The 23,425-nt window shown below is 65.1% G+C and carries 18 protein-coding genes; 9 read left to right on the forward strand and 9 right to left on the reverse strand.

Going from position 1 to position 23,425, the window contains the following annotated elements; all coding sequences use genetic code 11:
- The first annotated feature begins 57 nt into the window (after positions 1–57).
- On the forward strand, positions 58–1,551 hold the full coding sequence (locus JQ633_RS26730) for a hypothetical protein (protein WP_349631617.1): 1,494 nt from the start codon (positions 58–60) through the stop codon (positions 1,549–1,551).
- Positions 1,552–1,596: 45 nt separating this feature from the next.
- Here JQ633_RS26730 and JQ633_RS26735 read toward each other — a convergent pair whose 3' ends face one another.
- A complete protein-coding gene (locus JQ633_RS26735; RefSeq protein ID WP_211988086.1) occupies positions 1,597–2,193 on the reverse strand; it encodes a 3-keto-disaccharide hydrolase in 597 nt (198 codons plus the stop codon).
- A 277-nt stretch (positions 2,194–2,470) separates the two neighbouring features.
- On the opposite strand from JQ633_RS26735, the gene JQ633_RS26740 reads away from it, so the two are divergent.
- From JQ633_RS26740 to JQ633_RS26750, 3 genes are all read left to right on the forward strand, one after another.
- Positions 2,471–2,908 carry a cupin domain-containing protein gene (locus JQ633_RS26740; RefSeq protein ID WP_211988087.1) on the forward strand — a complete coding sequence of 146 codons (438 nt, stop codon included), beginning with the start codon at positions 2,471–2,473 and terminating at the stop codon, positions 2,906–2,908.
- A 106-nt stretch (positions 2,909–3,014) separates the two neighbouring features.
- Entirely contained in the window at positions 3,015–3,254 is a 240-nt protein-coding gene (locus JQ633_RS26745; protein WP_211988088.1) for a DUF2171 domain-containing protein, read from the forward strand.
- Positions 3,255–3,303: 49 nt separating this feature from the next.
- Positions 3,304–3,645, forward strand: coding sequence for a hypothetical protein (locus JQ633_RS26750; RefSeq protein WP_211988089.1), 342 nt, complete (start codon positions 3,304–3,306; stop codon positions 3,643–3,645).
- On the opposite strand, the gene JQ633_RS26755 is transcribed toward JQ633_RS26750, so the two are convergent.
- The gene (locus JQ633_RS26755) at positions 3,619–7,737 is read right to left on the reverse strand and encodes a bifunctional diguanylate cyclase/phosphodiesterase (RefSeq protein ID WP_211988090.1); all 4,119 of its coding nucleotides are present in this window, start codon (positions 7,735–7,737) and stop codon (positions 3,619–3,621) included. The two genes, JQ633_RS26750 and JQ633_RS26755, sit on opposite strands and share 27 nt — an antisense overlap.
- Positions 7,738–8,138: 401 nt before the next feature.
- On the opposite strand from JQ633_RS26755, the gene JQ633_RS26760 reads away from it, so the two are divergent.
- The 3 genes from JQ633_RS26760 to JQ633_RS26770 are packed head-to-tail and all read left to right on the forward strand — an operon-like array spanning position 8,139 to position 11,381.
- Positions 8,139–9,191 (forward strand): Ldh family oxidoreductase, encoded by a 1,053-nt coding sequence (locus JQ633_RS26760; RefSeq protein WP_211988091.1) that lies wholly within the window; start codon positions 8,139–8,141, stop codon positions 9,189–9,191.
- A gap of 24 nt (positions 9,192–9,215) precedes the next feature.
- Positions 9,216–10,583, forward strand: a complete 1,368-nt coding sequence (locus tag JQ633_RS26765) for an LLM class flavin-dependent oxidoreductase (protein ID WP_211988092.1) — start codon at positions 9,216–9,218, stop codon at positions 10,581–10,583.
- Positions 10,584–10,595: 12 nt separating this feature from the next.
- Positions 10,596–11,381 carry a fumarylacetoacetate hydrolase family protein gene (locus JQ633_RS26770; RefSeq protein ID WP_211988093.1) on the forward strand — a complete coding sequence of 262 codons (786 nt, stop codon included), beginning with the start codon at positions 10,596–10,598 and terminating at the stop codon, positions 11,379–11,381.
- Positions 11,382–11,627: 246 nt separating this feature from the next.
- On the opposite strand, the gene JQ633_RS26775 is transcribed toward JQ633_RS26770, so the two are convergent.
- The 3 genes from JQ633_RS26775 to JQ633_RS26785 all read right to left on the reverse strand — a co-directional run bounded on the left by JQ633_RS26775 (position 11,628) and on the right by JQ633_RS26785 (position 14,524).
- Positions 11,628–12,740: a GNAT family N-acetyltransferase gene (locus JQ633_RS26775; RefSeq protein WP_211988094.1), complete on the reverse strand. Its 1,113-nt coding sequence runs from the start codon at positions 12,738–12,740 to the stop codon at positions 11,628–11,630.
- 33 nt (positions 12,741–12,773) lie between these two features.
- Positions 12,774–13,709 (reverse strand): hypothetical protein, encoded by a 936-nt coding sequence (locus JQ633_RS26780; RefSeq protein ID WP_211988095.1) that lies wholly within the window; start codon positions 13,707–13,709, stop codon positions 12,774–12,776.
- Positions 13,710–14,068: 359 nt separating this feature from the next.
- Entirely contained in the window at positions 14,069–14,524 is a 456-nt protein-coding gene (locus tag JQ633_RS26785) for an Lrp/AsnC family transcriptional regulator (protein WP_211988096.1), read from the reverse strand.
- Positions 14,525–14,680: 156 nt separating this feature from the next.
- On the opposite strand from JQ633_RS26785, the gene JQ633_RS26790 reads away from it, so the two are divergent.
- Entirely contained in the window at positions 14,681–18,154 is a 3,474-nt protein-coding gene (locus JQ633_RS26790; RefSeq protein ID WP_211988097.1) for an indolepyruvate ferredoxin oxidoreductase family protein, read from the forward strand.
- On the opposite strand, the gene mctP is transcribed toward JQ633_RS26790, so the two are convergent.
- The 4 genes from mctP to JQ633_RS26810 form a co-directional block, all read right to left on the reverse strand.
- Complete coding sequence (mctP, locus tag JQ633_RS26795; RefSeq protein ID WP_211988098.1) at positions 18,125–19,615, reverse strand: monocarboxylate uptake permease MctP; 1,491 nt, start codon at positions 19,613–19,615, stop codon at positions 18,125–18,127. The genes JQ633_RS26790 and mctP overlap by 30 nt on opposite strands.
- Before the next feature lie 6 nt (positions 19,616–19,621).
- Positions 19,622–19,807: a DUF3311 domain-containing protein gene (locus JQ633_RS26800; protein WP_211988099.1), complete on the reverse strand. Its 186-nt coding sequence runs from the start codon at positions 19,805–19,807 to the stop codon at positions 19,622–19,624.
- Between the two features lie 154 nt (positions 19,808–19,961).
- Positions 19,962–20,933, reverse strand: a complete 972-nt coding sequence (locus JQ633_RS26805) for a Bug family tripartite tricarboxylate transporter substrate binding protein (RefSeq protein ID WP_211988100.1) — start codon at positions 20,931–20,933, stop codon at positions 19,962–19,964.
- Between the two features lie 248 nt (positions 20,934–21,181).
- A complete protein-coding gene (locus JQ633_RS26810) occupies positions 21,182–22,093 on the reverse strand; it encodes a LysR family transcriptional regulator (protein WP_211988101.1) in 912 nt (303 codons plus the stop codon).
- A 139-nt stretch (positions 22,094–22,232) separates the two neighbouring features.
- On the opposite strand from JQ633_RS26810, the gene JQ633_RS26815 reads away from it, so the two are divergent.
- Positions 22,233–23,381 (forward strand): HlyD family secretion protein, encoded by a 1,149-nt coding sequence (locus JQ633_RS26815; protein WP_211988102.1) that lies wholly within the window; start codon positions 22,233–22,235, stop codon positions 23,379–23,381.
- The last annotated feature ends 44 nt before the right edge of the window (positions 23,382–23,425 follow it).

Below are 23,425 nucleotides of genomic sequence, written 5' to 3' on the forward strand. Positions count from 1 at the left end.
GCTAGATCGACCTTGGGCGCGCATGGCGCCACACGTCCGGTCATTAGGTTAGAGCACGTGCAAGCAGGCGTAGCCCAGCGGCCGCTGATAGCCGGCGATGTGATTCCGGCGCTCGCCATCGCGTTGGCATCGATCGCGTTCGCGCCGATCCTGCAGGTGGCCAACTCCGGTCTCGCGATCGTCGTCGAAAGCCTGGTCGGCTGCGCCATCGTCCTCGCCGCGCCGGCCTATGCGCCGTCGGTCGCCATCTTCATCATCTTTTTCCAGAACCTGTTCGTCTCGATCCTGTCGTCTTACTTCACGAACGAAGCGGACCTCGAGTTCGTCAAGGGCTACAATTTCCTCGTTTGCGCCGTCATGTGGCTGGTCACGATGGTGCTGTACCTGATGCGCGAGCGCGACCGGTCTGCCGAGATCGAACAGATCATGAAATGGGGCATGATCACGCTGGCGACCGTGACGGTCTACTGCGCGCTCGGCGCCACGCAGGACGCGCGCGCGGCGATCGTCTATCTGCGCAACATCGCGTTCCCGGTGTTTCTGTTTCAGCTGGCGCTGCTGACCGCGGCGACGTTCGAAATCCGCATCACGCCGTTCCTCACCGTGATCGCCGTGCTGTTGATCGTCTGCGGCTACACCGAACTGATGTTTCGCGATTTCTGGCTCTCGATCACCAACGGCTACACGTTCTGGCACTTCGACGAGCTCAAGGCGACTCGCTCCGGCTCTTGGGAGGCCGAGATGCGCGCCACCGGCAATGTGCCGGTGGATCTGTTGGACCGCTTCCGCTTCAGCTTCCTCAACAGTCCGCTGTTCGAGGACCTCGGGATATCTACCATCCTGCGCGTCCACGGGCCGAACATGAGCGCGATCAGCTTCGGCTACGGCGTCTCCTTTTCCATTCTGTTCCTGGCTTCGGTCGGTTATCGCTGGCTGGCCGTTGCCGCGATCCCGCTGCTGGTCTTCTGCAGCGTCAAGGGCGCGCTCATCATGGTGCTTTTCGTGGTGCTGGCCTGGGTGTCGACCTGGCTGCTCGGCGCGGTCATCACCCTTGTCGTCGGGCTCCTCGCGCTCGCACTATACGTCATCCTGGGCATCCACGTCGGACTGCAGATCGGCGACTTTCACGTCATCGGTTTCATGGGCGGCTGGCACGGCTTCCTCCAGAACCCGATCGGCCGTGGACTTGGCATTGGCGGCAATTTGTCCGAGGGCTACTTCTCGATCGACTGGAGCGCCGCGCAATACGCCGGCACCGTCGATGTCGCGGTCGAAAGCGCCATCGGCGTATTGCTCTACCAGATGGGCATCGCGGCGCTGGTGCCGCTGGGATTTTTTCTCGCGCTGGCGCTGAGGGCGTGGCGCCTCTACGCCTCATCCGGAATTCTCACCCAGGGGCTTGCCGCCTACGGCACGCTGATGGTGCTGGTGAACGGCTTCTTCCAGGAGGAAGCCCTGTTTGCACCGCCGGCGCTCGGGGTGATGCTGTGCCTGACCGGGCTCGTGATCGGCCATCACATCCGCACGCAGGGTGACGGCCGGAAGGTCTAGGGTACAGCCCGGCCGCGCTGCGACCGGGCTGTTCTCGTCCCGCTGTTATAGCGGCTTGATCTGCACCTTGCGGAACTTGACCACGCCCGAGCCGTACTGGAGCGCGATGTAGCCGTTCGCATGCTTGGAGTCCTGCGCGTCGACGGTTTTCTGGCCGTTCAGCGTCACGACGAAATGCGGTCCCTGCGCGGTGATCTCATAGACGTTCCACTTGCCCGCCGCCTTCGGCATCGGATCGACCTTGCCGACATCGACGATCGCGCCGGTGCCATAGGTCGGGTCCGGCCGCTTGTCGAAGATGTTGACCTCGTAGCAGACCTTGGAATCGATCACCTTGTTGCCCTCGCAACGGATGAAGATGCCGCTGTTGGCATCTTCATCGGTCCAGAACTCGGCCCTGATCTGGAAATCCTTGTATTGCGTCTTGCTGACGAGATAGGAGAGATCCTTGCCGTCGAGTTTGTCGGCGACCAGCGCGCCGTCCTTCATTTCCCAATTGGCCTTGCCGACCTCGTCCCAGTCGCCCTTCTTGGTGCTGTCAAGCAGCGTGACCCAGCCATCCTGGCCCGAGGCGGCGGTGGAAAATTGCAGCGCGGCTGCGCCGATCAAGAGACCGGCCGCGAGTGTCGACAAAAGCTTCATGAAGATCGCCCTCCCACTGTTTTAGTTGGCGCGCAACCTAGCATCGTCTGCGGCGGCGTAAATCCCCGTTTTTCATGTTGCAACTGCGTTATGCGACGGCGCGTTGTCGCTTCCATGGGATCAGACATGCGTGCACGCATGTTGTGCTGCGCGAACGGACGCAGCTAGCATCGCAAGGCAACAGGGCCCAGCAATTGCCCGACCAAGCCCATAACGATGGGAGGATGCGATGACGGTGTCGAACCGGTCTCGGCAATACCCCGCCTTGCGATATTTGATGATTCCTTTGGCATTGGCCGCGACGCTGAGCGTCAGCTCAGCGGCCGAGCTCAACCCCGCCGCCGTCACCTACAAGCTGCCCGACCAGATTCCCTGGGGACCGGTGGACGCGCGTGGCGGGCAGACCGCCGTCGTGGTCGGCGATCTCGCGAAGCCCGGCTTCTACATGGTCTACACCAAATGGACCAAGGGCAATCACTTCAGCCGTCCGCACTTCCATCCCAACGACCGTTACATCGTGGTGTTGCAAGGCACCTGGTACGTCGGCTCGGGTCCGAAATTCGATCCAGAGCACGGCACGGTGGCGATGCCGGCGGGCAGCTTCGTCACCCATTACGGCAAGCAGGTGCATTGGGACGGCGCCAAGGACGAGGATGCCGTGCTGCTGATCATGGGCGAAGGGCCGGCGACTTCGACCGCGGCCGAGGAGAAATAGCGGGGAACGACCGGCGGTCTGGTTTCCGAACCCGTCCACGCCGCATAGCAACCTTTGCTACCGCGATGCGTTTCGTCCCCTCATCATCATGACGAGGAGATGACGCATGACGAAGGCTTCCGACATTCGGGAACATATGGATGTAATCTCGTCGGACAAGAAGACGGTCGGCAAGGTCGACCACATGGAAGGCGCCGACAAGATCAAGCTGACCAAGCAGAGTTCACCCGACGGTCAGCACCATCATTTCATTCCGCTGGCCTGGGTCGACCATGTCGACCAGCACGTTCACCTCAACAAGTCCGGCGCCGACGTCACCGCGCACTGGCAGCACGGCCGCCAGTAGCCGCGCTGTGCGGGCGCTGGTATCATCGCGGGCCGAGAGAGGGCGTTCGATGCATCCCGCCGCGAAGCTGCAATTTGCCCGCATCGTCGACGAGTTCGTGCGCTGGCGCGCCGTGGCCGAACCGGAGCGGCCGCCCGCTCCGGCGTGGTGGTGGGGTCCGGCATTCGAGCTGCGCGATGCCGCCGAGGCAATGCCGGCCGGCTGGTGCCGGCAGCTGCGGCTGACGGACGGCGCGAGCTTTGCCGACGGCGCCCGCGCGTTGCGCCGGACGCTGTCCGGCCAAACCGAGTTGCCGTGGCCTTATGATTTCTCGCGCAAGATCGCGTCGACCGATTCCGACGTCCGCGACCTTCCGGTGCAGCCGTCAGACGACAGCGCGTTTCCGCCCTAGATCCAGTAACCCTGGATCCACGTCGATCACCGCCTCCTCGTCCGGCTGCAGCCGTGGCGAGGGCAGCATCGGCGACGACCTCAGGAGCTCGGCGAGATCGCGCGCCGGCAGCGGCCGGGAGAACAGGAAGCCCTGCATCTCGTCGCAGGCGTGGGCGCGCAGGAATTCCTGCTGCTCGGAGGTCTCGACGCCCTCGGCGACGATGGTCATGCCGAGCGCCTTGCCCATGCTGATGATCGCCTGCGCGATCGCGACGTCCTCGGAATCGTCGGGCAGATCGCGCACGAAGGAACGGTCGATCTTGATGGTGTCGATCGGGAATTGCTTCATCAGCGACATCGACGAATAGCCGGTGCCGAAATCGTCGATCGCAAGCCGAATGCCGCGGGTCTGGATGGCGTCGAGCACGCGGACCGCGCGCGTCACATTGCGCATCACCATGCTTTCGGTGACCTCGAGCTGCAGCAGCTCGGGCGCCATGCCGCTCGCCAGCAGCGCCGCGTCGATGTCGTCGAGCAGATGCGGATCGGCGAACTGCCGCGGCGACAGGTTGACCGCCATAGTCACCGCCTTGAGGCCGCGGCGCTGCCACGCCATGTTCTGTGCGCAGGCTTCCTTCAGCACCCAGCGCCCGATCGGCACGATCAGGCCGATCTCCTCGGCGAGCGGAATGAACTGGCCCGGCGCCACCTTGCCGAGCTCGGGATGGCTCCAGCGCAGCAGCGCCTCGACGCCGCTGATCTGCCCGCTCGCCATGTCGACCTTGGGCTGGTAGTCGAGCGAGAACTGCTCGCGCTCGAGCGCGCGGCGCAGCGCGCTCTCCATCGTCAGGCGCTCGATCGACTGCGCCTTGATCTCGCTGGAGAAGAAGCGGAAGCCGTTCTTGCCGTCCTCCTTGGCGAGATACATCGCCATGTCGGCATTCTTGGTCAGCGTCTGCACGTCGGAACCGTCGGCCGGATACATCGCGACGCCGATCGAGGCGGTGGTGTGGCACTCATGTCCGCTGAGCAGCATCGGCTGGCTGAGCGCGGCAAGCAGTTCGGCCGCGACCCGCTCGACGTCGACCCGCTCGGCGGCCTCTTCGAGGATCACGACGAATTCGTCGCCGCCGAGCCGCGCCACCACATCGCTCGCCCGCAGCGATCTGCGCAACCGATCCGCGATCGCCACCAGCAGCATGTCGCCGGCATCGTGGCCGAGCGAGTCGTTGATGATCTTGAAGCGGTCGAGGTCGATGAACAGCACCGCAAGCTGCTGGCTGTGCCGGTCCGCCATCTCGATCGCATGATGCAGCAGCTCGTTGAAGGTCTCGCGATTGGGCAGGTTGGTCAGGCTGTCATGCGAGGCGAGATACTCGATCCGCTCGTCGGCCTTGTTCTTCTCGTCGGCGCGGTCGAAGCTTTCCAGCGCGAACGCCAGATTGTCGGCGAGCCGCTGCAGCAGCTCGGAGAATTCCGGCGAAAACGTATCCTTCTCGGATGCGACGAAGATCATGACGCCGACCACCCGCCCGCTGATGACGAGCGGGAACGAGGCGCCCGAGCGCGTGCCGTCCTGGCGGGCCCGCTCGTGGAATACGGCGGTGTCCGGATCGGCGAAATAGTCGTTGATGATGCAGGCCTTGCCGGAGCGGAACGCGCGGCCGCAGGCGCCGCGGCCTTCCGGATGTGCCTCGCTGACCGAGAGCGTGACGTTGCGCGCACCCTCCGCGGCCGGCCCGGCGACGGCGACGACCTCCAGATAGTCGGTGCCGGCTCGCGGCAGCGCGATGGTGGTGGAGGTGAACCGGCCGCCACTCGCGGCCGCCTGGCAGACCAGCCGGTACAGCTCGGCGCGGGACTTCGCCCGCATGATCGCCTCGTTGGTGGCGCTCAGCGCCGCGAACATCCGCGACAGCCGCTCCCGCTGCGCATCGGCGCGGGCCTTCTCGTCGGCGCGGTCGAAATTGTCGAGCGCGAAGGAGACGTTCTCGGCTAGCCGCTGCAGCAGCGCCATCATCTCCGGGCTGAAGGTGCCGAACTCGCCGGAGAGGAACACCAGCGCACCGATCGCCTCGCCGTTCTTGAGCAGTGGCAGCGCCGCGCCGGACTTGCTGCCGCTGTCCCGCACCACCTGGTAGACGTGCGTCTCGGTTCCGAAATCGCTGAGATAGTCGTTGCTGATGCAGGGCCTGCGCGTGCGGATCGCGATGCCGGTCAGGGTCTGCCCCTCCGGACGCGTCGCATCGGTCGACAGCAGGACATCGCGGGCGCGGACACGATCGGGGCCGGACGCCGCCACGTTGTCGAGGAAAGCCTCGCCCGGCCGCACCATGCGGATCGTGGCCGAGATGAACTGGCCGCCGACCGCCGCCGCGTCGCAGACCAGCTCGAACATCTCGCTGCGGGATTTCGCCCGCATGATCGCCTCGTTGGTCGCGCTGAGCGCGGCAAACATCCGCGTCAGCCGGTCCTTCTGCTCCTCGGTCCGCGCCTTCTCGTCGGCGCGATCGAAGCTATCGAGCGCATATGACACGTTGTCGGCGAGCCGCTGCAGCAGCTCGGCGAATTCGGACGAGAAGGTGTTGCGCTTGGCGGAGATGAACAGCATCACGCCGACCGGCTGGTCGCCGACGATCAGCGGAAACGCCGCGCCCGATCGCGCATCCTCGCGGTCGATCACCTCGCGGAACGGGCTGTTGGCGACGTCGCCCAGGAAGTCGTTGTTGACGCAGGCCCGGCGGGAGCGGAACGCCGTGCCGCACACGCCGCGTCCTTCGGCGCGCGCCTCGCTGCGCGAGACGTTGAGCCGGCGCGCGTTCTCCGCGGTAGGGCCGGCGACCGCCATCATCTCGAAGAAATCGTCGCCGGGCTTGGCCATCAGGATGCTGGTCGAATTGAAGCCGCCGCCATGGGCGGCCGCCGCGCAGACCAGTTCGAACATTTCGAGCCTGGACCTCGCGCGCATGATCGCCTCGTTGGTCGCGCTCAGCGCGGCGAACATCCGCGACAGCCGCTCCCGTTCGGCGTCGGCCCTGGCCTTTTCGGTAGCCCGGCCGAAATTGTCGAGCGTGACCGACACGTTCTCGGCAATGCCCGCCAGCAGCGTGATGATTTCCTCGTCCGCCGCCCAGGAATTGCCGATGAAGAAGATCAGGACGCCGACGCTCTCGCCGAACCGCGTCAGCGGCAGCGCGACACAGGCCATCAGGCCGCTGCCGTTCGCCTGCGTCTGCGCCGAGAGGGCCGCTTTCGGAATGTCCTGCTCGATGCAGGGCCGCTGGGTGCGAAACGCCTCGCCGCAGATGCCCTTGCCGTAGAGATTGGCGGGATCGGTCGAGAACCGCGTCTGGGTGATCAGGTCGAGCGCCTCGCCGGTGCCGGCGACGGGTTCGAGCCAGGAGGTGTCGGGCTCGGCCAGCAGCACCACCGTGGCGAAGGACTTGCCGCTGAACACCGCAGCATCGCAGACCCGCTGGTAGAGATCGTGCTCGGTCTTGGCGCGAAGGATTGCCTCGTTGGTGGCGCTGATGGCGCCGAACATGCGGTTCAGCCGCCGCATCGCCCGCTCGCCGCTCTTGCGCGACGCCTCGCGGTCAAACCCGTCGAGCGCAAAGGACACGTTCGCCGCCATGCGCTCCAGCAGCGACACGATCTCCTCGCCGAGCGAATGGATCTCCCGCCGCGTCACCACGAACACGCCGACGCTGCGCCCGCCGCAGATCAGCGGCACCGCCGCGGCTGCACCGACGCCGGCCGCCGCCGCGCCGCTGCGCCAGGCCGCCGAGCCGGGATCGTTGACATAATCGTTGCTGACGCAGGCCTTCTGGTCGCGGAACGCCCGCCCGCAGACGCCCTCGCCTTCCGGCATATTTGCGGTGGTCGAGATGCTGATGGCACGCAGCCGCAGAACATCGTCGCCGCAGCCGGCGGCGAACGCCAGCAGGCCGGTATCCTGCTCCAGCAAAAACACGGCAGCGGCCAGGAAGCTGCCGCTGGAAAAGGCGGCTTCGCAGACCTTGCCATACAGCTCTTCTGGCGATTTTGCGTACAGGATCGCTTCGTTGGTCGCGTTCAACGCCGCGAAGGTACGCCCCATGGTCGACTGCACATTCCTCAGGGCCCGGCGGGCCGCCCCCTTCAATCTGGCGGCGAACTTTGCCCGCGGGAGGCCTAAGTGAAGGTTAGTGTATCCGGCAAGTTGTGAGTCAAAGTAAACACCTGACCAACGGCGACGGCGGTTTTCCGGAGAATTACGGCCTCTCTGTACCAAGCTGAGGCGCTGGCGCCACCGGCGGCGGATCGCCGCCTGTCCCGCGCCCGACACGCCGGCCAAATTCCGCGTTGCGACCGTCTCCGTTCCACACTGTGAAACAGGCTTGGCGAGCACCCTGCTCCCGGTATGGCGGACCGGATTTTCTGCGCTTGCTCGCCCCTTGGCGCTTTGAGACCATGGCGAAACCAGTGCAAGCAAGACCCGCCGATCGCGCGGGCAGACCGCGAGGAAATCCCATGCCGATCGTCCAGGCCGACCGTCTCACACGCATCGGCGCGGCTCTGCTCAGGGCCGCCGGCGCATCGGAAGAGGAGGCGAACGCCGTCGCCTCCGGCTGCGTCAACGCCAATCTCGCCGGCCACGATTCCCACGGCATCATCGCCGTCCCGACCTATATCGACCGCGTCAAGGCCGGCCACATCGTGCCCGGCGCAAAATGGACCATCGTGCAGGAGACCCCGACCACGACCGTGATCGACGGCCATTGGGGCTTCGGGTTCCACGTCAACGCCAAGGCGATGGAGATGACCATCAACAAGGCGAGGACCGCCAATGTCGCGGCCTGCACCGTGTTCCGGCAGAGCCATGTCGGCCGTTTGGCACATTACCCGCTGATGGCGATGCGCGAGGGCATGATCGGCATCGCGGCTGCCGATTCCGGCCGCTCGCCGAAGCATGTCGCGCCGTTCGGCGGCCGCGAGGCGCGGCTCGGCACCAACCCCCTCTCGATCGCGGTGCCGTCCGATCTAGAGGCGCCGTTCTATCTGGATATGGCGACCTCGGCGGTCGCCGCCGGCAAGATCCAGCTCGCGGTGGCGCGCGGCGAATCGATCCCGAAGGGCTGGATCATCGACGCCGAGGGGCGCGACACCACCGACCCCAAGGACTATCGCAAGGGCGGCGCACTGCTGCCGCTCGGCGGCACCGAGGGCTACAAGGGAAGCGGGCTCGCCGCGATGGTCGAGGTGCTGTGCGGCCTCTTGACCGGCCTCGGCTTCGGCGTCGAGCCGACCGGCCGGCACAATGACGGCTGCTTCATGGCGGTGTTCAACGTCGCCGCGTTCCGTCCGCTGCAGCAATTCAAGAAGGAGGTCGCCGATTTCGCGCAGTACCTCAAATCGACGCCGCCCTCGGAAGGCAGCCGCGGCGTGTTCTATCCGGGCGAGGTCGAGCATCTGCGCGAAGTCGAGCGGCGCAAGAACGGCATCGAGATCGAGGACGCCACCTGGGAAAGGCTGAAGGCGCTCGCTGCCGACTACAAGCTCGCCGACGAACTCGAGCTTCGCTGACATAATCAACTACTGGAGAACGACATGACACGGCAGATGGCGCTGGTTGGCTTTTTGCAGGCGCAGAACTGCACCAACCTGCCGGGCTCCTGGCGCCACCCGGAGTCGCGCGACGATTCGATGTCGGCGGATTACTACCAGGAGATCGCGCGCATCCTGGAGCGCGGCAAGTTCCACATGGCGTTCTTCGACGACCGCCTCGCGATGCCGGACCGCTACAACAACGATCACGCCCACACCGTCGAATACGGCATCCGCTGCGTGAAGATGGACCCGATCGTGGTGCTGACCACGATGGGCATGGTGACGACCAAGCTCGGCCTCGCCTCGACCGCCTCCACCACGTATTTCGAGCCGTTCGACGTCGCCCGCCGTTTCGCGACGCTGGACCTGATGACGAATGGGCGCGCCGCGTGGAACGTGGTGACGTCGGTCAATGACGGCGAGGCGCTCAACATGGGCAAGGCGCAGCATCTCGACCACGATCCGCGCTACGACCGCGCCGACGAGTTCATGGAGGTGGTGCTCGGCCACTGGGATTCCTGGGAAGACGGCTCGCTGGTGATCGACAAGAAATCCGGCCGCTTCGCCGACCCGGCCAAGGTGAAACGGCTCGACCACAAGGGCGAGTTCTTCAACTCGCGCGGCCCGTTCACGGTGCCGCGCTCGCCGCAGGGCCATCCCGTCGTAATCCAGGCCGGCGCCTCCGGCCGCGGCCAGCGCTTTGCCGGGCGCTGGGGCGAGGTGATCTTCACCGCCGGGCGCAATCTCGCCAGCGCCAAGCAGGGCTACGACGCGATCCGCGGCGAAGCGGTCAAGGCCGGTCGCGATCCCGACCAGATGTTCCTCTGCAATCTGATCACGCCGGTCGCCGGCGCCACCAAGGCGGAAGCCGAAGATCGCATGGCCGTGATCCAGAAGCTGCCGCTCGAGATCGACGCGCTGTCGCTGCTCGCTGAAGCGCTCAATTTCGATTTCGGCGCCAAGCCGATCGACGAGCCGCTGACCACCGAGGAGCTGCAGGGCATGCAGGGCATGCTCGGCATGCGCGACGGCGTGCTGCGCGCCTCCGGCAAGAGCAATCCCTCCACCCGCGATTTCATCACCTTCTCCGGCCGCGCCCAGGTGCAGGATGCGATCGTCGGCGGCCCGAAGGAGATCGCCGACCGGCTTGAGGAGATGTTCGTCGGCCGCGGCTGCGACGGCTTCGTCGTCGCAGCGAGCTACGTGCCGGGCTCCTATGCCGACTTCGTCGACCATGTCGTGCCCGAGCTGCAGAAGCGCGGCCTGTTTCACAAGGACTATGCCGGCACCACGCTGCGCGAGAATCTCGGACTCAAGCGGCCTGCCGCCGGTGCCTGGAAGGCCCGCGCACAAGCGGCTGCCGAATAAAAGGACATCATCATGCGCTGGCTGAAATTCACTGCCGCAGGCAAGACATCCTGGGGCTTCGTCGAGGGCGACACCGTCACCACCGTCAGCGGCGATCCGTTCGGTGAATGGAGCAAGACGGCGCAAACGCACGCGCTGAAGGACGTCAAGATCGAGCTGCCGCTGATCCCGCGCACCTTCTACTGTGTCGGGCTCAACTATCTGAAGCACCTCAAGGAGGCCGCCGACAAGGCCGGCACGGTGCCGAACATCCCCGATCGTCCCGAGATCGGCTACCGCGCGCAGAACGCGCTGATCGCCCATGACGAGGACGTCGTGATCCCGGCCAGTGCGACCGAGAAGATCCATTACGAGGGCGAACTCGCCGTCGTAATCGGCAAGAAGGCAAAACACCTGACCGAAGCCAATGCGATGGACTGCGTGTTCGGCTACACCATCGGCAACGACGTCTCCGAGCGCACCTGGCAGAAGGCCGACCGCGGTCTGTGGCGCTCCAAGAACGCCGACACCTTCAAGCCGATGGGCCCATGGATCGAGACCGCTGTCGATCTAGACACGATGGAAACCGCGATCCGCGTCAACGGCAAGGAGACCGGCCGTTTCCGCACCAACGACATGATCTTCGGCATCGTGCCGTTCCTGGTCGAGCTGACCAAATATTTCACGCTGTGGCCGGGCGACGTGATCTGGATGGGCACCGACGGCGCCTCGCCGGACCTGAAGCACGGCGACGTGGTGGAGATCGACATCACCGGCATCGGGACCTTGCGCAACAGGTTCGTGCGGGAGAAGGCGTGATCACCGACGCATTGCGCCGGTCGCGTCACCCTGAGGAGGCCGCGCAGCATCTTGCTCGGTGTCATCGCCCGGCTCGACCGGGCGATCCAGTATTCCAGAGACGGTAGTGATTGGGCCGATGGGCCGCGGCGTACTGGATCGCCCGGTCAAGCCGGGCGATGACGGCGGTGGGTGGGGATCGCAGGAGTGCCTTCCGCGGGCTTCCCTGATGGCGCTCATAACAGACGCGAAAACGCCGTCCCGCGCTCAACGCACGTGGGGCGAGAAGCGCTGCAGCGCACGCTTGAACGGCTTGGCGCGATGATAGACCAGCGAGACCATCGACCCGGCCAGCGAACGGGACGAGGTGAAATTGTGCAGCCCGGTTTCCTCGACCCGGAACTGCGACTTGTACCCGGTATTGCCGAGGCCCATGTCGAGGCGATGCAGCCCGTGATCGAACCGCAACTTGATCACGCGATAGATCAGCTGCATGCCGATCGAGAACTTGCCGAACCGCTGGATGTCGGATCCGATCAGGACGGCATGAAACTCGTCATCGCAGGCCGGTCCGAACAGGACGGCGACCGGCTCGCCGTTGAGGTAGCTGACATAGGTGATCGCCTCGCCCGAGGCGATTCCGGCGACGGCAAAGTCGCTATAGAATTTTTCGTAGATCGGGTTGTCGAGGAAATCCCCGTTGAACCTGCCGTCCCGCGCGGCTTTGAGAAACCTGAACGCGTCGCGGACTTCGGCCTCGGTTTGCGCGGGCCGATGTTCGTACGGGCCGAATTCGCGTTCGATCTGCCGGGCCAGCCGCCGCAGTTCCTTTGAATACTTCTTGCTGACGGTCTGGCGTTGCCACGCTTCGAAGTCAGGGCCGGTTTCGCTGTGGTAGGCGGCGTTCTCGTTGGGGCTCGCCACCGTTTTCCTGAACAGCCTGCTGGCGTCGAAACCATCCTCACGGACCTTGCGGAACATCAGCACATCGGCGACGTCGAGCAGCCGGTCGATGCGGTCGATCACGGACGGATCGGCAGCGAGCATCTCGAGTGTCGCAGGATCCCCGACGATGGCATTGTAGTCGCAGACACCGAAATCGGCGGGCAGCAGCATCGAGATTCCCGCCGGCCGTTGCAGCACCAGCGGAATGACCGCAAGGAGCTCCCGGTCCGGAGTGCGGATCGTGAGCGTGTGCTGTTTCGCCGCCAGATGCGGCAGCAGCTTGCGATGCACGGCGTCGAGCCATGACGGGGCCTGGAACACCGTCGCGCGATCGAGGTTGTGGAACGCCCGGTATTCGGCCGACAGAAAATCAAAATCGGGTTCGATGCCGATTTGCACGTCGATCGGATACGGTCTTCGGTTGGGCGCCAACATCTGGAACGTCTTTCCGGTACGGCCGGCCACGGCTCATGACAACGCGGCCAGCCCGTTCGCGCTTTCGGGAGCAAGGCGGAAATCCCGGCTCTTGACGACGTCGCCCTCGATCTGCCGGCCCAGCTTCTTCCAAAGTGCTGCCGCTGCGGCCTTCGGGTAAACGTGCAATCCGTGATCCTGCGTCGATGTGTTGCGTAGTCCGAGCGTCCGGCGCAGCACGCCATTGCCGTAATGCACGGCATAGGCGTTCCAGGTCGACTGCGTCCAGTGCTCCATGGTGACGGAAATGTTCAGGCAATCATGGTTCTCGACCTTGTGCGGCGCATAGAGCGGCCAGGTCAGCATCTCGCCCGGATGCAGGTCGAACACGGTCGCGAACTCGTCGAACCAGCCGCGGTAAGGCACGTCCTCGTTGGTCTCGCGCAGCAGGATCTTCTCGATGTTCTGCGGCGGCATGAAGACGTCCGAGCGCGGATAGATGAACACGCGCTTGACGCCGGAGATCTGCCAGAGCGACTGGCCCTGAATATCGGCGTGATAGGGCACCTTTGCATTCGGCGAGGACACCAGCACGCCGATGTTGCGCTTGAATGTCTTGAAGCCGCTCATCCGCGCTTCGAATTCCGCGAAGATCTCGTTGAGCAGTTCGTTGTACTCGGGGGCCCAATCCATGATCCGCCGGATGTTCATCCAGATGCGGCCCTTCTCGATCGCTTCGATCGCCTGAAGCCCCGTGCTGTTGCCGAGCTCGCCGTAGATGCGCCGCGGCGTGTCGCCGTCGAAGCTGACCGATTCAAGCCCGAGATGCGATTGCGGGCAGCGCTCGATCAGTCTGCCGATGGCTTGCCTTGAGAACAGCTCGCTCTCGGCCAAACGATGCCGAAGCTTGATCGCGTGCAAGCCGAATAGGCGCTCGTGCTGCGCCTGCCAATCGACAATGATATCGCGTTGCATACTGATCGAATTCATTCTGCTGCTCCAGCCGGGGCGACTTGCTGAACTCCCGGCAATTCAATATGGGGCCAACATGAAAGTACGCGGTGTTGCGATCGCGTTAAATGCGACAATCTGCGATAAACATTGTCGAGGTTAACGTCGCTCGGCGGTTAACCGTGCAAATCGCAGGGCCCTTTCGTCCCGCGTTGATCCACATCGTTCAAGATTAACCCAATCCGTTAAGACTCCCTCGTCATTCCGGGACTCGCGAAGCGAGAACCCGCAATCCATCAGGCCGCGTTACTCGTGGAAGGTGGAATCCGCGCTCGTGCTTCGCATGCCCCGGAATGACGTCGGTGAGTGATGCAAACCCGGGTGCGACGCGGCGAGAATCAAAACGGCAGCGCGATGCCGGTCTTGATTTCCTTCAGGATCACGTTGGTGCGGACGTAGCGGATGCCGGGGATGCGGAACATGAACTCGTCGAGGAACTTGTTGTAGGCCTCCATGTCGCGCACGACGACTCGAAGGTGATAATCGGCATCGCCGGTGGTAGCGAAGCATTCCAGCACCTCGCGGCGCGTCGTCACGCGGGCGACGAACTCGTCGACGAATTTCGCGTCGTGCCGCTCCAGCGAGACATGCAGGATCGCCGAGGTTGCAAAGCCCGCCTGCTCGCGCTGCACCAGCGCCGAATATCCCGCGATGACGCCGGACTCTTCCAGCGCGCGGACACGGCGCCAGCAGGCCGACGTCGACATGCCGACGCTGTCCGCGAGCTGCTGGTTGGTGGCGCGGCCGTCCTTCTGCAGTTCGGCGAGAATGCGCTCGTCGTGTTCCTCGACCATCACCGTGCTCCAATTTGGTAGATATTACCAAATTTGACCATTCATAGCAACATTCTACCGAAATGGCTCACCGGATCGGGCAGATAGGTAAGACCTACCAGGCCGGCAGGCGTAGCCTTGCCGCTTGAGATCACATCGATTCCCTAGGGGTCAGTCATGGGCCAGATGCCGGCACTCGACGCCTACCAGCTCTCCGACCGCTACAGCCGCGCGCAAGGCCGCGTCTTCCTCACCGGCACGCAGGCGATCGTCCGGATCGCGCTCGACCAGATCAGGCGCGACCGTGCGGCCGGGCTCAACACCGCGGGCTTCATCTCCGGCTATCGCGGCTCGCCGCTCGGCGGCGTCGACCTCGAACTGTGGAAGATCAAGGACCAGCTGAAGCAGAGCCGGATCGAATTCCTGCCCGCCGTGAACGAGGACCTTGCCGCCACCGCGGTGCTCGGCTCGCAGCAGGTGGAGACGCAACGGGATCGCGAGGTCGATGGCGTGTTCGGGCTCTGGTACGGCAAGGGCCCCGGCATCGACCGCTCCGGCGATGCGCTGAAGCACGGCAATGCCTATGGCTCCTCGCCGCATGGCGGCGTGCTGGTCGTCGCCGGCGACGACCATGGCTGCGTGTCGTCATCGATGCCGCATCAGTCCGACGTCGCCTTCATGAGCTGGTTCATGCCGACGCTGCACCCGTCTGATGTCGGCGAATACCTCGCCTTCGGCGAGTACGGCTACGCGCTGAGCCGCTTCTCCGGCATGTGGGTCGGCTTCAAGGCGATTTCGGAGATCGTGGAGTCGGGCGCATCGGTCGAACTGCGGCCGCCACGGCGCTTCCTACAGCCGGACTTCACGGCGCCGCCCGGCGGGCTGCACTATCGCTGGCCGGATTTGCCGGGACCGCAGATCGAGGAGCGGCTGGAGGCGAAGAAGCACGCGGTCTACGCGTTCGCAAAGGCCAACCCGATCGACCGCCGCATCTACAACGTCAAGGGCGCGAGCTACGGCATCGTCACCACCGGCAAGGCGCATCTCGATCTGATGGAGGCACTGCGGCTGGTCGGCCTCGACGAGGCCGCCTGCCGCCGCCTCGGCATCGACATCTACAAGGTCGGCATGGTGTGGCCGCTGGCGCTGCACGACGCGATGGAGTTCGTGAAGGGCAAGCGCGAGATCCTCGTGGTCGAGGAGAAGCGCGGCATCATCGAGAGCCAGTTCAAGGAATATTTCTACGACTATCCCGGAGCGAAACCGGAGCGGATGGTCGGCAAGCATGACGAGACGGGTGCGCGGCTGATCTCCTGGATCGGCGAATTGTCGCCGCGGATGCTGGCCGGCGTGCTGGCGCGGCGGCTCGATCCGATGTTTCCCGAATTGCAACTCGCCCACCGCGTCGCCGAACTGGCGCCGGAGCAGGACCGCATGATCGCGGTGCCAGGCGCGACGCGGACGCCCTATTTCTGCTCGGGCTGTCCGCACAACACGTCCACCAAGGTGCCTGAGGGCTCCAAGGCGCTGGCCGGTATCGGCTGCCATTTCATGGCGAGCTGGATGGACCGCGAGACCTCGTCGCTGATCCAGATGGGCGGCGAAGGCGTCAACTGGGCGGCATCGTCGCGATTCACCGGCAACACGCATGTGTTCCAGAATCTCGGCGAAGGCACCTATTATCACTCCGGCTCGATGGCGATCCGGCAGGCGATCGCGGCGAAGGCCAACATCACCTACAAGATCCTGTTCAACGACGCGGTCGCGATGACCGGCGGCCAGCCGGTCGACGGCCCGGTCAGCGTGCAGGCGATCGCGCACAGCGTCCGCGCCGAGGGCGTGACGCGCATCGCGCTGGTCTCGGACGATCCGGCACATTTCTCGCCGGCCGATCTGCCCAATGGCGTCACCATCCATCCGCGCGAGGAGATGGACGCGGTGCAGCGCGAGCTGCGCGATGTCACCGGCGTCAGCGTGCTGATCTATCAGCAGACCTGCGCCACCGAAAAGCGGCGGCGGCGCAAGCGCGGTACGCTTCCTGATCCCGCGCGCTTTGCCTTCATCAACGACCTCATCTGCGAAGGCTGCGGCGACTGCTCGGTAGAATCGAACTGCCTCAGTGTCGAGCCGAAGGAGACGCCGTTCGGCCGCAAGCGCAAGATCAACCTCTCGACCTGCAACAAGGATTTTTCCTGCCTCAACGGTTTTTGCCCGAGCTTCGTCACCATCGAAGGCGGCAAGCGCCGCGCGAAGACGGCAAGCGCGATCGATCCGCTGGCGCGCGCCGCCGCGTTGCCGGTGCCGGAGTTAGCGATGCTGGACAAGCCCTATGATCTGCTGGTCACCGGCGTCGGCGGCACCGGCGTGATCACGGTCGGCGCGCTGATCGCAATGGCGGCGCATCTCGAAGGACGCGGCGTCTCAGTGCTCGACTTCACCGGCTTCGCGCAGAAATTCGGCCCGGTGCTGAGCTTCCTGCGGCTGGCGGCGGCGCCGGACGCGCTGCACCAGGTGCGCATCGACCAGGGCGCGGCGGATGCGCTGATCGGCTGCGACCTTGTGGTGAGTTCGTCGGCAAAGGCTTCCGGCACCTATCGCAACGGCATGCGCGCCGCGGTCAACATCGCGGAGATGCCGACCGGCGACGTGGTCCGCTTCCGCGACGCCGACCTCGCCTCGCCGGTGCGCTTGCGCGCCATCGAGCGGGTGATCGGACCGGGCAATCTCTCGACGATCGACGCCAATGCGCTGGCCGAGCGGCTGCTCGGCGATGCCGTCTACGCCAATATCATGATGCTCGGCTTCGCCTGGCAGCAGGGCCTCGTGCCGGTGTCGCTGGAGGCGCTGACGCGCGCGATCGAGCTGAACGGCGTGACGGTGGACCGTAACAAGCAGGCGCTGGCCTGGGGCCGGCTCGCGTTCGCCGATCCGGAGTTCTTGCCGAAGGCAGAGGATGCCGGCGCCGCGGCTCCGGAGACGCTGGATCAGGTCATCGCGCGTCGCGCTGATTTCCTGCGCGACTACCAGGACGGCGCTTACGCCGCGCGTTACCGGGCGACCGTCGACCGCGTGCGCCATGCCGAAGCGGCGCTGGGTAGCGAGGCCCTCACCGACGCCGTCGCCCGCGCCCTGTTCAAGCTGATGGCGTACAAGGACGAGTATGAAGTCGCTCGGCTGCATATGCAGACGGGCTTCCTCGACCAGATCCGGCGCGAGTTCGATGGCGACTTCACGGTGCAGTACCATCTGGCGCCGCCGCTGCTGCCGGCGCGACTTGACGCACGTGGCCGGCCGCGCAAGCGCGCGTTCGGCCAATGGATCCAGATGCCGCTCAAACTGCTGGCGCGGCTGAAGGGGCTGCGCGGCACGGCGTTCGACGTGTTCGGCTACACCGCGGAGCGGCGCGCCGAGCGCGAACTGATCGTCTGGTACGAGGCGCTGATCGACACCATCATCGCGCGGCTCGATGCGGCGCACCTGCCCGAGCTCGTCGCGCTGGCAAGGGCGCCGATGGAGATCCGCGGCTACGGGCCGGTGAAGGATGCCGCAATCGAAAAGACCAAGGCGGAGGTGGCACGGCTCACCGCGCAACTCTCCGCCCCTCTCGATAGCGGCGACGGCTCAGGCCGCCGCGTCGCGCTTGGCGGGTGACACCATGCCGACCACGATGGTCGCAAGCACGGCGACCACGATGTTGAGTAGCAGCGCGCCGAGCCCGACATAGAAGGTGTAGCTGCTATCGCCGAGCGAGATCGAGGCAAGCGGCTTCAGCCCGTTGCTCCATGCGGTCCAGGTGCCCCAGCCGATGCCGACGGCCCAGCCGAGCAACAGCCCCTCGGCCCGGAACCAGACGGTGAACAGGCCGAACACCAGTGCCGGCAGCGTCTGCACGATCCAGAGGCCGCCGAGCAGTTGCAGGTCGAGCGCATATTGCGTCGGCAGGAACAGGATGAAGGCCAGCGCACCGACCTTCACCACCAGCGAGGTGATTTTCGCCACCGATGCCTCGCCGGCATGCGAGATGTCCGGATTGACGTAGGACTTCCAGACGTTGCGCGTGAACAGGTTGGCGGCGCCGATGCTCATCACCGCCGCCGGCACCAGCGCGCCGATCGCGATCGCGGAGAAGGCGAAGCCGGCGAACCATTCGGGGAACAGCGTCTTGAACAGCATCGGCACCACATCATTAGGTGACGTCACCTTGATGCCCGCGGCATAGGCCATGTAGCCGAGCAGCGCGATCAGGCCGAGCAGCAGCGTATAGGCCGGCAACAGGATCGCATTCTTGCGGATGGTGTCCGCCGACTTCGAGGCGAAGATGCCGGTCAGCGTGTGCGGATACATGAAGGCCGCGAGCGCAGATCCCAGAGCCAACGTCGCGTAAGGCAGGTATTGCGCGGGCTTCAGCGTCAGCCCGGTGGCACCGCCCTTGGCCGTGAAGGCATCGCCCGCCGCCGCGAACACCGCGCCGTAGCCGCCGAGCTTTGCGGGCACCACGACGACGGCGGTCAGCACCACGATATAGATCATGATGTCCTTGACGAAGGCGATCAGCGCCGGTGCGCGCAGGCCCGAACTGTAGGTATAGAGGGCGAGGATCACGAAGGCAGCCACGATCGGTAGCTCACCGGAAAGCCCCATCGCCTTGATCACCACCTCCATGCCGATCAGCTGCAGCGCAATATAGGGCATGGTCGCGACCAGCCCGGTCAGCGCCACCGCGAGCTCGAGGCTGCGCGAGCCATAGGCGGCATGAACGACGTCAGCGGCGGTGACGTGGCCGGCGGCATGCGCCTTCTTCCACAGCACCGGCATCACGGCGAACACGAAGGGATAGACGATGATGGTGTAGGGCAACGCGAAGAAGCCGTAGGCGCCAACCGCATAGACCAGCGCCGGCACCGCGATCACGGTGTAGGCGGTGTAGAAGTCGCCGCCGACCAGGAACCAGGTGACCCAGGTTCCGAACTGGCGGCCGCCAAGGCCCCATTCGTCGAGGTGCTCGCCGACCGGACCGCTTTTCCAACGCGCGGCGAAGAAGCCCATCACGGTGACGAGCGCGAAGAAGAAGATGAAGACGGAGAGCGCAATCCAGGAGATATGATCAGTCATGGCCCCTCACCGCGTCTCGTCGCTGTCGGGCGTGCGGCTGCGATAGACCAGCCAAATCAGCAGCGAGGAGATCGGAACCCAGGCGAGCTGGTACCAGTAAAAGAAGGGAAAGCCGAACAGCGACGGCTCGGCGAAATTGTAAAACGGTACCCATAGCAAGCCGGCGAACGGCAGCAGCAACAAGATCCACATCACCTTAACTCTTCAAGCCATGGCGTTGCCCGTGCACGGCGGTCTCGCCGGCACTGCCCCGCGATCAACGATCCAGGAACCTGTTCGTTGCGTCTAGAATCACGGTTACGGCAATGCGACGCACAAAAGCGTGATCGCGGGCCGGTGTTGCGGATCAATCGGCCTTGATGCCGGCGTCCTGGATCACCTTGCGCCAGCGCGCCTCCTCGCCGGCGAAGTAGCGGTCGAGCTCGGCCGGGGGCGCTGTGACCATCACGAGGCCCTCATTGACGCTGAGCTTCTTGAAGGCGTCGGACTGCACGACCTTCGCCGCCGATTTGTTAAGCCGGTCGATCACATCGGGCGGCGTATTCGCGGGCGCGAACAGGCCGTACCAGGATTCCGCGACATAGCCCGGCACGCCGGCTTCCGCCACCGTCGGCAATTGCGGGAACGCCGCCGAGCGTTCGGCGGATGTCACCGCGATCGCGCGCAGCTGGCCGGCGGCGACCAGCGAGGCGCAGCTTGCCACGGTGGTGAACATCACCTGGATCTGGCCGCCGAGCAGATCGGTGATCGCCGGCGCCGCGCCCTTGTACGGCACCGTGGTGAGATTGACGCCGGCCAGATGCTTGAACAGCTCGCCGGCCAGATGCGCCGAGGTGCCGGTGCCATAGGTGCCGTAGGAGAGCTTTTCCGGATCGGCCTTCGCAGCCGCGATCAGGTCGGCGACCGATTTCACCGGTGAGGCCGGATTGACCACGACGACGTTGAACGAGCGTGCGATCAGCGCCACCGGCACAAAGTCCTTGTGCGGGTCGTAGGGCAGCTTCTTGTAGAGGCTCGGATTGACTGCGTTGGCGAACGTGCCCATCAGCAGCGTGTAGCCGTCCGCCGGGCTGGTCGCGACGCCCTGGGTGCCGATGATGGTGCCCGCGCCCGGCTTGTTCTCGATGATGATGGTGGCGCCGAGATCCTTCTGCATTTCCTGCGCCAGCGTCCGCGCCACCACATCGGTGCCGCCGCCGGGCGCGAACGGCACCACGATCTTGACGACATGGTCGGGGTAGCCCGCTGACGCCGGGGAATGCTGCAGCGCGCTTGCTGCGATCGCGAACAGGATAGAAGCGAGGAAACGATGCGGCATGTCAGGCCCCGGCTGCGGACAGTGCTCTCTTCATACACGCGCGCGCTATGCATGGGGTGCGGGCGGTCATGACGAGACGAATTGCTCTGCCAGTCCCGTCATCCTGAGGAGCGCGAAGCGCGTCTCGAAGGATGCACGGCCACCAGCCGGGCCGTCGACCCTTCGAGACGCGCTACGCGCTCCTCAGGGTGACGGTGATGGATTTGCGCGGCACGCTTCGCTTTGCCCACCCTACGCAGCTACGCAGCTCACGAATACGGATTGATCAGCTTCTGCTGCTCGGTGGCATGGTGCACCAGCAAGTCGATGAAGGTCCGCACCTTGGCTGACAGATGATGGCGGTGCGGGTAGACCGCGTTCATCGTGAACTCGACCGGGCGATACTCCGGCAGCAGGCGGACCAATTGTCCCGACTCCAGCTCGTCGCGCACCAGAAAGCCCGCGGCGAGGAAGACGCCGACGCCGGCCAGCGCGGCGAGCCGCAGCGTATCGCCGCTATTGGCGATCAGATTGCCGGTAACCCGCACCGACGCCGGCGTGCCCTTGCGATCGACGAAGTGCCAGTCGTCGCCGTAGGGATAGTTGACGTGGCGGATGCAGTTGCGCGTCACGAGGTCGGCGAGCTGTTCGGGCTTGCCGTGCTGCGCGATATAGCCGTGCGAACAGCACAACACGTGGCGCCAGGTGGCGATGCTGCGCACGATCAGGCTGGAATCCGGCGGCGGGATCATGCGCACCGCAAGATCGAAATTCTCGTCGAGCAGATCGACATTGCGCTCGCCGATTGTGAGATCGACCTTGACCTCGGGATACGTCGCCAGGAACTCGACCACCGCGGGCGACAGGAACTGGACGAGGTGGGTGTTGGTATGGATCCGCAACGTGCCGCGCGGCACGGATTGCAGCGCGCCGGCGATGTCGTCGGCCTGCTCGATGTCGGCGAGGATCTGGATGCAGCGGTCGTAATAGGCCCGGCCGACCTCGGTGAGGCTAACCTTGCGCGTGGTGCGGTTGAGCAACCGTACGCCGAGCCGGTCCTCCAGCGCCTGGACGTGGTTGCTCACCATCGTCGTCGACATGTTGAGCTTGCGCCCGGCGGCGGAAAATCCGCCGGCATCGACGACCCGGACGAAGGCGGTCAGGCTGGTCAGGCGATCCATGGTGAGGGCGCCGATTGTTCGCGCTGGCTTGATAATGCTTCCAGATTTATCGGGATTATCACAGCGGGGAAGACATTGCATCTAAGGCGTGCGGCGGTGTCCCTCCAGGCGAGACCGCGCTTTCGATGCCGAGGACGCCATGTCGACCGTCACTTATGTCACTGAAAAACCGAAAGAAATAGGCCTTCGTACTTCGCGGGCGGTGATCAAGCGGACGGCGCTGGCGTTGGTCGCGGCGCTCGGCATCGCCGGTGTGGGCTATTACGGCTACGACTACCTCAGCACCGGCCGCTATCTCGAATCCACCGACGACGCCTATGTGAAGGCGGACTCCACGATCATCGCGCCGAAGGTCTCGGGCTACATCGCGAAGGTCTTGGTCACCGACAACCAGCCGGTGAAAGCGGGCCAATTGCTGGCCGAGATCGACGACCGCGATTACCGCACCGCGCTCAACCAGGCGCGGGCTGACGTCGATGCCGCGGGAGCCTCGGTGCGCAACCTCGATGCGCAGCTCGCTCTGCAGCAGCCGGTGATCGACCAGAGCAAGGCCGATGTCGCCGCTGCCGAGGCCAATCTGAAATTCGCAACCGAGGAGCAGGCCCGCTACGACGGGCTGATGAAGACCGGCTCCGGCACCATTCAACGCGCACAGCAGACCGATGCGGCACTGCGCGCCAACACCGCGCAGCTGCAGGGCGCGAAGTCCGCGCTGTCAGCGGCCGAGCGCAAGCTCGACGTGCTCAGCACGCAGCGCGCCCAGGCCGTGGCGCAGCTCGATCGCGCGCACGCGGTCGAAGCGCAGGCCGAGCTAAATTTGTCCTATACGAAGATCGCCGCGCCGGTGGACGGCACCGTCGGTGCCCGCACCTTGCGCGTCGGCCAGTATGTGCAGGCCGGCACCCAGCTGATGGCCGTGGTGCCGCTCGATGCCGTCTATGTGGTCGCCAACTTCAAGGAAACCCAGCTCACCCATGTGCGCAACGGCCAGCCGGTCGAGCTCACCGTCGACAGCTTCCACGGCACGAAGCTCAAGGGTCACGTCGACAGCCTGTCGCCCGCCAGCGGACTCGAATTCGCGCTGCTGCCGCCCGACAACGCCACCGGCAACTTCACCAAGATCGTGCAGCGCGTGCCGGTGAAGATCGTGCTCGACGACCACAGCCTCACCGGCCTGCTGCGCCCGGGCATGTCGGCGGTGCCGACCATCGACACCAAGGCAACCGTGGTGGCCGAACGCGCGGCGAAGCGGCGCGTGGCGTTGGCGGGAAAGCCGGACGGCGGGTAGAGACCAACAGTCAGCGACACACGAAGAGCACGATCGATCCTCGG

Source organism: Bradyrhizobium tropiciagri (genome assembly GCF_018130505.1).
Lineage (GTDB): Bacteria > Pseudomonadota > Alphaproteobacteria > Rhizobiales > Xanthobacteraceae > Bradyrhizobium > Bradyrhizobium tropiciagri_B.

Bases quoted from the DNA above. Each gene is read 5' to 3' on its own strand.
- JQ633_RS26800 (WP_211988099.1), bottom strand. From the start codon at position 19,807: ATGTGGATCTTGTTGCTGCTGCCGTTCGCCGGCTTGCTATGGGTACCG.
- JQ633_RS26775 (WP_211988094.1), bottom strand. From the start codon at position 12,740: ATGTTGGCGCCCAACCGAAGACCGTATCCGATCGACGTGCAAATCGGC.
- JQ633_RS26745 (WP_211988088.1), top strand. From the start codon at position 3,015: ATGACGAAGGCTTCCGACATTCGGGAACATATGGATGTAATCTCGTCG.
- JQ633_RS26810 (WP_211988101.1), bottom strand. From the start codon at position 22,093: ATGGATCGCCTGACCAGCCTGACCGCCTTCGTCCGGGTCGTCGATGCC.
- JQ633_RS26760 (WP_211988091.1), top strand. From the start codon at position 8,139: ATGCCGATCGTCCAGGCCGACCGTCTCACACGCATCGGCGCGGCTCTG.
- JQ633_RS26785 (WP_211988096.1), bottom strand. From the start codon at position 14,524: ATGGTCGAGGAACACGACGAGCGCATTCTCGCCGAACTGCAGAAGGAC.
- JQ633_RS26805 (WP_211988100.1), bottom strand. From the start codon at position 20,933: ATGCCGCATCGTTTCCTCGCTTCTATCCTGTTCGCGATCGCAGCAAGC.
- JQ633_RS26770 (WP_211988093.1), top strand. From the start codon at position 10,596: ATGCGCTGGCTGAAATTCACTGCCGCAGGCAAGACATCCTGGGGCTTC.
- mctP (WP_211988098.1), bottom strand. From the start codon at position 19,615: ATGACTGATCATATCTCCTGGATTGCGCTCTCCGTCTTCATCTTCTTC.
- JQ633_RS26750 (WP_211988089.1), top strand. From the start codon at position 3,304: ATGCATCCCGCCGCGAAGCTGCAATTTGCCCGCATCGTCGACGAGTTC.
- JQ633_RS26740 (WP_211988087.1), top strand. From the start codon at position 2,471: ATGATTCCTTTGGCATTGGCCGCGACGCTGAGCGTCAGCTCAGCGGCC.
- JQ633_RS26815 (WP_211988102.1), top strand. From the start codon at position 22,233: ATGTCGACCGTCACTTATGTCACTGAAAAACCGAAAGAAATAGGCCTT.
- JQ633_RS26780 (WP_211988095.1), bottom strand. From the start codon at position 13,709: ATGAATTCGATCAGTATGCAACGCGATATCATTGTCGATTGGCAGGCG.
- JQ633_RS26790 (WP_211988097.1), top strand. From the start codon at position 14,681: ATGGGCCAGATGCCGGCACTCGACGCCTACCAGCTCTCCGACCGCTAC.
- JQ633_RS26765 (WP_211988092.1), top strand. From the start codon at position 9,216: ATGACACGGCAGATGGCGCTGGTTGGCTTTTTGCAGGCGCAGAACTGC.
- JQ633_RS26735 (WP_211988086.1), bottom strand. From the start codon at position 2,193: ATGAAGCTTTTGTCGACACTCGCGGCCGGTCTCTTGATCGGCGCAGCC.